This window comes from Staphylococcus arlettae (assembly GCF_002902345.1).
In the GTDB taxonomy this organism is placed as follows: Bacteria; Bacillota; Bacilli; order Staphylococcales; family Staphylococcaceae; genus Staphylococcus; species Staphylococcus arlettae.
The window spans coordinates 135,574-147,328 of record NZ_PPQB01000012.1; the positions used below are offsets into that span (position 1 = coordinate 135,574).

Consider the following 11,755-nt stretch of genomic DNA (forward strand, 5'->3'; position numbering starts at 1 on the left):
ATATTCTAACATCATACAAAGTTTACCTAAACTTTAAAATAGTTTAATCATGTTAAACCATGCTACATTGCCGTGTGTTGATGCGGAAGATCCAGCATTGGTATAACCATATTGTTCATACAAGGTAACCAACTCTTTTTTACATGTCAAGGTCACACCTTGACGTTGTGTTGACCTGGCTAACTGCTCAAAATGTTGCAACAACATACCAGCTAAACCTTGATGTTGATATTCTTGTGCTACAACTATGCCTAATATGCTGAGATACCCACCTGTTTCTGAATTAGGTTTAATACTATCAAATAAATCATCCGTTATATATTTTTGGTCGATAACGGGACCATTTATATAACCTGCAATAGTATTCGTTGTATCATCCACAGCAACTATAAAGCTATCTGTAATCAAAAAAGCACGTTCGCGTAATGCCTGTTCAGTCGCCGCTTCTTCTGGGGTAAACCCCGCTTGTTCTAATAGAATGATTTGCTCTAAATCTGTTTGCTGTACTTGTCTAAATTGTAACACTGCCATCCCTCACTATTATGCTCGTATTTAAATAGAGTGTAGGCAAATATTAGATAGCTGTCAAAATTCAAACTAATAAATATGCTATACCACTAACAATGATTGAGGTAATCAGCATAGCCATTAGCGGTTTAAAGGCACGCTGTCTTAAATCTGCCAAATTAACATTCAATCCTAATCCTACCATCGCTGCCGTTAATAACCATGTTGTCAGTGTAGACACACTGTTCATTACATTTGATGCTACTGGAATCATCGGACCTAGTACATAACTACCTATAATACTCATAATAATAAAACCTATTAAAAACCAAGGGAATGGTATTTTAGTAGTATCATTTTCAGTTGAACTCTGTTTGCGTTTCATTAAATACATAAAAATAAATGCTACGGGTACTAATAGAAACACTCGTCCCAATTTAGTAAGTAATCCTAAGGCCATCGCTTCATTACCTGCCGGTGCAGCAGCTACAGCTACATGTGCTAATTCATGTAAACTCATCCCACTCCACGTACCATATTGTACAGGTGTTAATGATAATACCGGCGCTAACATCGTATAACCGATTGCAAACACAGTACCGACTAGTGCGATCATACCTACACCAATCGCTGTATCCTCTTCTTTCGCTTTCACAATAGGTGCAATCGCTGCAATCGCCGCTGCACCACAAATACCAGTACCCACACCAACTAACAACGAAATCATTTTATCTGCTTTGAACAATTTAGCTAAGCTAAGCATAACTATTATTGCTAGTGCCACAATACAAGCATCTCGTAATAATAAACCTAGTCCTTCATTAAAAATAATCGTAATATTTAATTTTAGTCCGTACAATACAATTGCCACACGTAATAATACAAATGACGAAAACTTAATGCCTCGTTGAATCGCTCGAGGATAGCCAAATAATTGTCGAAATACCACTGCTATAATAATGGCACAAGCCATTTGACCAACACGATCAAACCCCGGCAGTAAAGCTAATACGTAGCCTATACCTGCAATAGCGAACGTAAACACTACACCTAACAACCAACTCAGCACTTTGTATTGTTTAAGTTGAAGTCCAAACATAAGTATTCCATCTCCTTTTCGTTTAGCATATAGCGCTCGCTTTTATAAGTAAAATTAATTATTATAATAATTACTATAAGTAATTTGATATGAATAATTGGAGGTATACAATATGGATCGCTATTTAAATGTCTTTATCAGTGTTGCAGAGCAACAAAGTTTCTCAAAGGCAGCAAAATTACATCACATGACACAGCCTGCAGTCAGCCAATACATACGTACATTAGAAGAGCGCATGAACACCAAATTATTAGATCGAAATAATAAACGTGTCCATCTCAATAAAGCTGGCGAAATTGTTTATCATTACAGTAAGGAAATTATGGGTATGTATGAACGCATGCATTATTTAGTTGATGATTTAAATCACACTGCTAATGGACCATTAAAAATTGGAGCAAGTTATACTTTCGGGGAATATATATTGCCCCATATCATTGCCAAAACTAAAGAACACTGTCCAGAAGTCCAACCTATCGTCACAATTGGCAACACTGAAGAAATAGCTGCACTAGTAGAAAATCATCAATTAGATATCGGAATTGTCGAAGGTCATTTTAAAAATCGCACGTTAATACCACATAAATTTGCCGAAGATGAAATGATTATCGTCGCTACACCAACGCATCCTTTGTTGCAAAAATCACACATCACGCATCATTTACTAGAAACACAAACTTGGATTGTAAGAGAGGAAGGATCTGGTACTAGAGAAGCATTGAATAACGTCTTCAAATTACTTGCTATTAGCCCTAATAATCTCATACACTTCAGTAGTACACAACCTATTAAAGCATCGGTGGAATCTGGGTTAGGTATTAGCTTTTTATCAAAATGGGCAGTCAAAAAAGAATTAGCTAGAGGGGAGCTTGTTGCTGTTGATATGAATTTCCTTCCTTACAAACGGACCTTTGCATACTTAACCCATTCACCGTTTCAAACGAAATCATTAGAGGTATTTATAGATATCCTGTGTCACCATCAGTTAGATTAAGCGTACGTAAGTCCATTCTAACTAAGATAAAACATATTATTGGTAAAAATTGTATACTTGATATAAAATTTATACTAAATTGACTGTAGGAGGAATTTTATGACTGTTACTGGACATCACCACATTTCAATGTATACCAAAAATGCCAAAGCAAACAAAGACTTTTACACTAACGTACTAGGTTTAAGATTGGTAGAAAAATCTGTCAATCAAGATAACCCTAAAATGTATCATTTATTTTTCGGAGACGAAGTAGGTTCAGCTGGAACTTTATTAAGTTTTTTTGAAATACCTAATCTGGGTAAAAATCGTCCGGGTACTAATTCTATTCATCGCATAACTTTACTCGTACCAGACAGTACAGCCCTTACTTATTTTCAAAATCGTTTGGAAGCGCGCGGTGTTACTACTCAACCTCTTACTTATTTGAATCAAGATGCACTAGTGTTTCATGATGTAGATGGCTTAGAGCTTGTTTTAATGGTTAACAACCAGCATGCCTTACCAACGTTTTGGCGTCACAACCCTTATAGCGATATCCCGAAAAAATATCAAATATTAGGCATGGGACCAGTAGAATTACGCGTTAAAAAAACGCAGCCGACTATGGAATTTTTAACTCAAACATTAGGATACTATCGACGAGATGATACTACAGAACTTGTCTACACACTTGATGATTCGGGCTACTATACAGATATCGTAGTCGTTTCACAACAAGGTGCTTCTGCAAGACCAGGGCAAGGATATGTGCATCACTTGGCTTTAAACACACCGACAGATGACGATTTAACAGCTATGCACAATAGTATCAACCAGCTACCTGGCAATAATTCAGGCATCGTTGATCGCTATTTCTTTAAATCGTTATATTACCGTCAAAATAAAATTTTATATGAATTTGCAACTGCTGAACCTGGTTTCACTGTAGATACTAGTGTTGAAAACTTGGGTAAAGAACTTAACTTACCAGATTTTTTAGAAGCGCAACGTGCAGATATAGAAGCTGCATTACACAAACTATAAATAAAGGAGACTAACACTGTGGCAGAATTAAAAATGAACCAACATTCACCATTAGAATTCGGTTTATACTCATTAGGTGATCATTTGCTCAACCCACATAACGGAGAGAAAGTCAGTTACGAGCAACGCATTAACGAACTTATAGAAGCAAGTAAACTTGCTGATCAAGCAGGCATTGATGTCTTTGCAGTAGGCGAAAGTCACCAAGAACATTTCACTACTCAAGCACATTCTGTAGTATTAGGAGCTATTGCCCAAGCTACTGACAATATTAAAATTTCTAGTTCCTCAACAATTATTAGTGCGACAGATCCTGTACGTGTATTTGAAGATTTTGCTACATTAGATTTAATTTCGCATGGCCGTGCAGAAATAGTTGCTGGTCGTGCTTCACGAACAGGTATTTTTGAATTATTTGGGTATGATTTAAATGACTATGACGCTTTATACGAAGAAAAATTAAATCTCTTATTAGAACTTAATAAACACGACCGAATTACTTGGTCAGGACAATATCGACCTGACTTAAACAATGCGCGTATATATCCACGTCCAATAGACAATACTATACCTATTTGGCGAGCAGTCGGTGGTCAACCAGCTAGTGCAATTAAAGCAGGTCGCCAAGGTATTCCTATGATGATTACGACACTTGGAGGTCCAGCAATGACCTTCAAAGATTCTATAGACGAATATCGAAATGCTGCACAAGCTAATGGTTTTGATACCGATGCATCATGTTTACCAGTTTCTACTGCTAGCTTATTTTATACGGCACCGACAACACAAGATGCTTTGAAAGAATATTATCCACATCTAAATACAGGTATGGCATTTATTAGAGGCGTTGGTTATCCGAAAGCACAGTTTGCAAATGCGCCTGATTATAGAGATGCTTTAATGGTAGGCAGTCCGCAACAAATTATTGAAAAAATTCTCTATCAACATGAACTATACAATCATCAACGCTTTATGGCTCAAATTGATTTTGGTGGCGTCCCATTTGATAAAATCATGCAAAATATTGAATTAATTGGCAATGAAATTATTCCTGGCGTCAAAAAACATTTAAACAAGTAGGTGATTAAGTTGAATATAGTATTACTTTCTGGCTCTAGTGTAGGATCAAAAACACGCACTGCCATGGATTATTTACAGCAACAATTAACAGCGACAACGAATGATCATATTGAGCTTATTGATTTACGTGAAAAATCAATCGAGTTTAGTGATGGACGAAATTATTTAGATTATCACGGCGACACATTAGAAGTCACTACTGCTTTAATGCAAGCTGACATTATTTTTATTGGTTTCCCAATTTTTCAAGCTTCTATCCCTGGGTCATTGAAAAATATTTTCGATTTATTACCTGTTAATGCGTTTAAAGATAAAGTAGTAGGCATGTTCGCCACTGCAGGTTCAGCCAAACATTATCTTATTCCTGAACTACAATTAAAACCAATACTTGATTATATGAAAGCACATACGATGCAAACATATGTCTTTATTGAAGAGCGTGACTTCCATCAACAAACAATTGTCAATGATGACATTATTTTCCGATTAAATGCTTTAGCACAATCTACTGTACGCATGGCGAAAACTTATCAACAAATTTTACAAGATGAAGAATCACAATATGATTTTTAATAACATAGCAAAGCGGCATGTCAATGACATGTCGCTTTTTGCTGTGACATATTAATATTTATATTATAAAATAAATCCCCGCCAAGTAATAACTTGGTGGGGTTTCATTATTTATTTTTCATTTAATTCTAATGCTTGTGCAGTTGCTTTACGTGTTTCGTGTAATAGTTTTGTATCTTCAATTAATGATTGACCATAAGATGGAATCATTTCTTTAAGTTTTGGCTCCCATGCTTGTTTAAATTGTGGGAAGTTCTTTTCAATGACTTCTAAAGCCACTGATACTGAAGTAGATGCTCCTGGTGATTCGCCTAGTAAAGCGATAACTGTATGATCTTCTGAATTCACTACCTCTGTTCCGAATTGGATAAAGCCACGACCGTGTTCTTTTGTATCTTTAATCACTTGAACACGTTTACCTGCAATGTGTAAATCCCAATCTTCGTCTTTAGCATCTGGAATAAAGCGACGCAATTCTTTCATACGGTCTTCTTTACCCATTAAGACTTGTTGTACAGAATATTTTACTAATGGGAAGTTTTTCGTTGCTGCAGATAACATCGTTACCACGTTGCTAGGGTTGATTGATTTAAATAAATCTAAATTAGAACCATTTTTTAAGAACTTAGGTCCAATAGCTGCAAATGGTCCGAATAATAAACTTTTCTTACCATCAATATAACGTCTATCTAGATGTGGTACAGTCATAGGTGGTGTGCCAGGTGGCTCTTTCCCATAAACTTTGGCGTCATGTTCATTAACAATGTTTGGATTACTACATACTAGGAATGCACCACTGATTGGGAATCCTCCTAAATGCTTACTTTCAGGAATATTTGTTTTTTGTAACATTGGTATGGCATTACCACCAGCACCGATAAAGATATAGTCTGCAACATGAACATCGACCTGATTATTTTGTAAGTTACGTACTTTCACTTCCCATTTTTTATCATCACGTTGTTTAAAATCAACTACTTCATGACGATAATATACATCAGCGTTGTCATGTCCTTCTATATTCTTAGCCATTTTACGTGTTAACTCACCAAAATTCACATCTGTACCTTCATTAATTTTACTAGCTGCAAATGGTGTATTGCTTGAACGACCTTCCATCATTAATGGGATCCATTGTTTTAATACTTCTTTATCCTCAGAGTATTCGATATCTTCGAACATTGGCAATTTAGCTAATTTTTCATAACGACGTTTTAAGAAGTTTACATTTTTAGTTCCTAATACGAAACTTATATGTGGTAATGGACGAATGAAATCTTTCGGATTTTGGATAGCGTTACTTTTAATTAAGTATGACCAAAATTGCTTTGAAACTTCAAACTGTTCATTAATTTCTTTCGCTTTTTCAACATCGATTGAGCCATCTTTTTGTTCCACTGTATAATTCAATTCGCATAATGCCGCGTGTCCTGTTCCTGCATTGTTCGTCTCATTTGAACTCTCAATTGCGGGTTGATCTAAACGTTCAAATAGCTTTATGTTCCAATTTGGTTCGACATCTTTCAAAAATGAACCAAATGTTGTGCTTAATACTCCTGCGCCAATTAATATGACACTTTTATTTTCAGTATTATCCATTAGGAACCACCTTTCCCATATTAGTTAATTTATAGTGTGTGCATCAGTCTTGCTCACTATCATTAGAATTATCTACCCTATAGTCCACACTGACAAAAGAGCATTTTGTACAAATATTATTTGTAAGCACTGTCAATTGTGATTTTAAACTAGGATTGTGAAAAAGTAAATTTCGTAGTTATTTAACTTATGTGCTTAAACAACTTAATAGCATATGTTTAAACATCAATTTTTAACTAAACTACTATCTACAGTTAATTACTTTTACACACATCTGATGACTTGATGTATTTTTATTATATCTCATTTTAATGCTAATTTTCAATACAATTTCTAACATTTAGAAATTTTAACTCAATTCTAACGTTATTTAACTTTTACACTACATAACATTGTGTTATATTTCATGTAAGGGCTTAAATTTGAAGGGGGTATGTCTTCTAATGAATACAAGTGATGCTGTTGTATGAAAGTAATACCATTAAATGAATTACACACAATAATTAAAAATGATGATGTCATCGCACTCGCTGCCTTGTCGGTTGCCAATCTACCAGCGGAATTATTAAAACACATGACGAAACAACATGATGATACGGGAAAATTAACTGGTCTTACATTTATGTTAGCTAATGATATTAGTAATTATGCGGATGGGATAGATTTAGACGCTTTGGTAGAGCGAGGAATGATTAAAAGACTCATCATGAGTATTATCACTGCATCACCTGCAACTGTTAATGCTATTAAGCACGATGCGCTTGAAGCGTATTTTATACCTCAAGGTGTAATGACTACGCACTATCGTAGTGCAACATCTGCTTCACCCGGTATGATTACGAAGATTGGCTTAAACACTACTGCCGATCCACGTTATCAAGGTGGTAAAGCAAATGACCGTACTACTGAAGATTTGGTAGACTTGATAGAAATTAACAAAGAGCAATATTTACACTATAAATTTCCAAATATTGATGTAGCCCTACTACGAGGAACGTATGCAGATGAAAAAGGCAATATTTATATGCACCACGAAACACATTTAGGAGAAGGTTTCAGTGTGGCAGCAGCTGCACACAATAACAACGGTACTGTCATTGTACAAGTAAAGGCTATCGTCGCAAACGGTAGTTTTAATCCAAATGAAGTGTTTATTCCAAGTGAATTAGTAGATTACGTTGTTGTCAACAAAGACCCTAAATATCATAAACAAGTTATGCAAAAGTATTATGACCCTGCTTTAGCTGGCCATTATCGTATCGCTTCAATGACTCAACCACAACTAGACCTCACAGATAAAAAATTAATTTTAAGACGCGCAGCACAATTTTTAACTCAGGACGACGTAGTTAGCGTTGGTTTTGGTATTAATAATGATTTGTCACAATTACTTATAGAAGAAAAAGTGACGGAAGCTGTGCAACTAAATATCGATACTGGTACTTATGGTGGTTTACTAGGCAGTGGTATGCAATACGGTATGAATTATAATTTAGATGCCAAAATGAGACATGATATGACTTGGGATTTCATTTATAACGGAGGTATTGATATAGCCTTTTTAAGTTTTGGCGAAGTCGATGCCGATGGTAATGTAAATGTTTCACTTCTTGGTGATAAGATGAATGGTTGTGGTGGCTTCATTGATATTAGCCAAACCGTTAAAACCATTATATTTTCAGGTAAATTAGTTGTTGGGGGTCAACTAAATATTCAAGACGACCATATCACTATCGCACAAGAAGGTACACCTTCTAAATTCGTTGATACCGTTCAACATATCGACTTTAATGCAAATTATGCACGCAGCTTAGGACAAACCGTTTACTACGTGACAGAACGTGCTGTCTTTCAATTAGTTGAAGATGGTATTGAATTAATTGAAATTGCTCCAGGCGTCGATTTGCAACACGACGTTTTAGATAAATTATCATTCCAACCATTGATTGCTGACAAACTACACACTATTGATTCAAACATCTATCGTCAACATTGGGGAATGCTGTATAAGTCACTTTAGCACTGGGAGTTATTTACACTTAGGGGGTATTTAAAATGAATTATGATTGGATAAAAACAAGATCAGATTTTGATGAAGAGAAACCCGCAATTATAGACCCAGCAAAAGGCACACAATGGACATACCAACAGCTAAATATTCGCGCTGATAATTTAGCACATCACCTACGTGAACAAGGTATTAAGCAAGGTGATGTAGTTGGTATCTTCGCACCCAATGATGTCGCAATATTAGATGTATTATTTGCTTCATTCAAACTAGGAGCCATTTATTACCCTATCAACTGGCGTTTAAGTCCAGAAGAAATTGAAACTGTGGTTAATGATTCAGGCGTTAAGTTAATTTTTTATTCAACAAAACACCTATCTAGTTTAACTCAAATACCAGAGGACTTAATCTATTTAGATATTGATACACCCGCCTATGATGAGATTGTAAATCCAGAAGTACATCACCCATTCACTGCAGTGTCAGTAGAACATGATGACATAGCATCCTTGTTGTATACAAGTGGTACTACAGGTACTCCTAAAGGGGTCATGTTCACATATGAATCTTTTGTCAACAATGGTATTAATTTAAATTTAACTTACAACACGGTGCCTGATGATGTCGCTATTGTTTCACTACCAATGTTCCATGTATTTGGTTTTAATGATTTAACAATTCCTATGTTAATGAATGGTTCCACAATAGTGTTACAACGTTACTTTAATGGCGAAGGATTGAACGACCTTATGGCAAAATTCAAACCTAATTATGTGATGTTGATTCCAACTATGTACTATGGCATGTTAATAGCTGACAATTTCAATCCAGCAAACTTTGAAAACGCACGCTATTTAATTCAAGGTGGCTCTGCCCCACTACCCGCTGTTCAAAAGAAATTCGCCAGTATGAATCTCTTTTTAATCAATGGATATGGATTAACTGAAGCGCCACTAACTACTGTCAACACACCAGATAACGCTATCAATAAGCCAATGAGTATCGGTAAACCAGTGATGTTTACAGAAGTTCGTGTGTTAGATGACACATATCAAGATGTAACACCTGGAGAAATTGGTGAATTGGCTATTCGTGGTAAAAATGTAACACCTGGTTATTGGAATAAACCTGAAGAAACTGCTAAGTCATTTCATAAAGATTTCTTCTTAACGGGAGATTTAGCTCGTTTAGATGAAGACGGTGATATTTATATTGTCGATCGTAAAAAAGAAATGATTATTACAGGTGGCGAAAATGTGTTACCTTCAGAGGTCGAACGCGTACTATCTGAGCACCCTATCATTGAACAATGTGTTGTCGTCGGTTATGACAGCCCGAAATTTGGAGAGTCTGTTGCCGCTGCAATAATTTTAAAAGAAGACACAGCGAATTATGAACAAGAATTAGATAGCTATGCACGCGAACACTTAGCTGGTTATAAAATCCCTAGAATGTATCTTAAAATTACTCATATGCCTTTAAATGCAACATCTAAACCAGACAAACTATCACTACAAAAATTAATGAATGACAGAGCACAACAAGAAGATGAACTTGCGTAAACTAGTTTCAAAATTAAACTGCTTATTATTTTTTTAACAACAAATGTAAGCGTTACCAAAAACGATGGAGGTTGATTTTATGTCAACAAAAAATGAAACTTTAAAAGCATTATATCCTGAAGATGTGTTAAGTATTGCCAAAGATTTAACTGATGGTGAAGTAACGTTGTTAAAACAATTAGATGATTTATTAGAAAGCAAATACCGTGACTCTATTAACGACCATTGGGTTAACGCTACAATACCCGAAGACTTCTTTGATGATTTAGGCAAACTAAATTATTTTAACAATCCTTTACTATTCGAAGGACGAGAAGGCGCTAAAACACCGAGTCAACTATTCCAGTTTTTCATGTCTTATACTATAGCTCGATTTGATGTGTCTTTAGTCACATTACTTGGTGTTCATCAAGGATTAGGGCATAATTCATTCTTATTTGGTGGTAGCAAAGAACAAGTCGCCTATTATATTCCTAAATTACAATCACACGAACTCCGAACTTGTTTTGCTTTAACTGAACCAAATCATGGGTCAGACGTTGCAGGTGGACTTGAAACAACAGCTGTTCGTGATGGTGATAAATGGATATTAAACGGCGAAAAAAGATGGATTGGTGGTGCACACTTAGCTGATGTTATTCCAGTCTATGCTGTAGACCCTGAAACAGGTAAACCAAAAGGTTTTATCATTCGACCTGATCAAGAAGGTGTCGAAATTGATATTATTCAAAATAAAATTGCTTTAAAAATTGTACCCAACGCCAATATCAAACTAAATAACGTAGTTGTAGAAGAAAGTGAAAGATTACAAAATATTAATAGCTTTAAAGATATTGCAAAAGTTCTATATTCTACACGTGCTGGCGTTGCATATATGGCTACAGGAGCGATTGCAGGTGCATTACGTGCCACACTGAACTATGTAACTCAACGTAAACAGTTCGGTAAAAAGTTAAGTCAATTCCAATTAATCCAAGAAAAACTCGCTATGATGGAAGGTAATTTGGCACATGCTATGTCAATGTGTGCACAGCTTGCACGTATGCAAGCAAATGGCGAATACGATGAAGTAGCCACTTCTACTGCTAAAATGATGAACGCTTTACGTCTAAGAGATTCAGTTGCAATGGGTCGTGGAATTACAGGCGGTAATGGTATCTTAGCTGATTATGATATTGCCCGCTTCTTCTCAGATGCTGAAGCAATTTACACTTATGAAGGTACACATGAAGTCAACGCATTAGTTATTGGTAGAGCACTAACAGGAGATTCAGCCTTTCTATAAAAATGATTTAATTACATGGAGG

Annotated in this window: 10 protein-coding genes; 7 read left to right on the forward strand and 3 right to left on the reverse strand. The window is 35.7% G+C overall.

The genetic code is table 11. The features are described 5' to 3' along the window. Window positions 1-33 precede the first annotated feature (33 nt). Complete coding sequence (locus CD036_RS06685) at window positions 34-531, reverse strand: GNAT family N-acetyltransferase (RefSeq protein ID WP_103388251.1); 498 nt, start codon at window positions 529-531, stop codon at window positions 34-36. Window positions 532-592: 61 nt separating this feature from the next. After that, window positions 593-1,606: a YeiH family protein gene (locus CD036_RS06690; RefSeq protein WP_002509579.1), complete on the reverse strand. Its 1,014-nt coding sequence runs from the start codon at window positions 1,604-1,606 to the stop codon at window positions 593-595. 112 nt (window positions 1,607-1,718) lie between these two features. Here CD036_RS06690 and CD036_RS06695 point away from each other — a divergent pair, with 112 nt between their 5' ends. From CD036_RS06695 to CD036_RS06710, 4 genes are all read left to right on the forward strand, one after another. Beyond that, complete coding sequence (locus tag CD036_RS06695) at window positions 1,719-2,600, forward strand: LysR family transcriptional regulator (protein WP_002509578.1); 882 nt, start codon at window positions 1,719-1,721, stop codon at window positions 2,598-2,600. Between the two features lie 99 nt (window positions 2,601-2,699). Further along, on the forward strand, window positions 2,700-3,626 hold the full coding sequence (locus CD036_RS06700; protein WP_021459450.1) for a VOC family protein: 927 nt from the start codon (window positions 2,700-2,702) through the stop codon (window positions 3,624-3,626). A gap of 18 nt (window positions 3,627-3,644) precedes the next feature. Further along, on the forward strand, window positions 3,645-4,706 hold the full coding sequence (locus tag CD036_RS06705) for an LLM class flavin-dependent oxidoreductase (RefSeq protein ID WP_021459451.1): 1,062 nt from the start codon (window positions 3,645-3,647) through the stop codon (window positions 4,704-4,706). Between the two features lie 9 nt (window positions 4,707-4,715). Then, entirely contained in the window at window positions 4,716-5,279 is a 564-nt protein-coding gene (locus CD036_RS06710) for an NADPH-dependent FMN reductase (protein ID WP_103388252.1), read from the forward strand. Window positions 5,280-5,390: 111 nt separating this feature from the next. Here CD036_RS06710 and mqo read toward each other — a convergent pair whose 3' ends face one another. Continuing rightward, entirely contained in the window at window positions 5,391-6,878 is a 1,488-nt protein-coding gene (gene mqo, locus CD036_RS06715) for a malate dehydrogenase (quinone) (RefSeq protein ID WP_002509890.1), read from the reverse strand. Window positions 6,879-7,344: 466 nt separating this feature from the next. Between mqo and fadX the strand changes: the two genes are divergently transcribed. The 3 genes from fadX (at window position 7,345) to fadE (ending at window position 11,733) form a co-directional block, all read left to right on the forward strand. Then, a complete protein-coding gene (gene fadX, locus CD036_RS06720) occupies window positions 7,345-8,898 on the forward strand; it encodes a fatty acid degradation protein FadX (RefSeq protein ID WP_002509891.1) in 1,554 nt (517 codons plus the stop codon). Between the two features lie 35 nt (window positions 8,899-8,933). Beyond that, window positions 8,934-10,448, forward strand: a complete 1,515-nt coding sequence (fadD, locus tag CD036_RS06725) for a long-chain-fatty-acid--CoA ligase FadD (protein ID WP_002509892.1) — start codon at window positions 8,934-8,936, stop codon at window positions 10,446-10,448. Between the two features lie 79 nt (window positions 10,449-10,527). Continuing rightward, the gene (gene fadE, locus CD036_RS06730; RefSeq protein ID WP_002509893.1) at window positions 10,528-11,733 is read left to right on the forward strand and encodes an acyl-CoA dehydrogenase FadE; all 1,206 of its coding nucleotides are present in this window, start codon (window positions 10,528-10,530) and stop codon (window positions 11,731-11,733) included. Window positions 11,734-11,755 lie beyond the last annotated feature (22 nt).

Coding starts and splice junctions, on each gene's coding strand:
- CD036_RS06685 (WP_103388251.1), bottom strand. CDS start 531: ATGGCAGTGTTACAATTTAGACAAGTACAGCAAACAGATTTAGAGCAA.
- CD036_RS06690 (WP_002509579.1), bottom strand. CDS start 1,606: ATGTTTGGACTTCAACTTAAACAATACAAAGTGCTGAGTTGGTTGTTA.
- CD036_RS06695 (WP_002509578.1), top strand. CDS start 1,719: ATGGATCGCTATTTAAATGTCTTTATCAGTGTTGCAGAGCAACAAAGT.
- CD036_RS06700 (WP_021459450.1), top strand. CDS start 2,700: ATGACTGTTACTGGACATCACCACATTTCAATGTATACCAAAAATGCC.
- mqo (WP_002509890.1), bottom strand. CDS start 6,878: ATGGATAATACTGAAAATAAAAGTGTCATATTAATTGGCGCAGGAGTA.
- fadX (WP_002509891.1), top strand. CDS start 7,345: ATGAAAGTAATACCATTAAATGAATTACACACAATAATTAAAAATGAT.
- fadD (WP_002509892.1), top strand. CDS start 8,934: ATGAATTATGATTGGATAAAAACAAGATCAGATTTTGATGAAGAGAAA.
- fadE (WP_002509893.1), top strand. CDS start 10,528: ATGTCAACAAAAAATGAAACTTTAAAAGCATTATATCCTGAAGATGTG.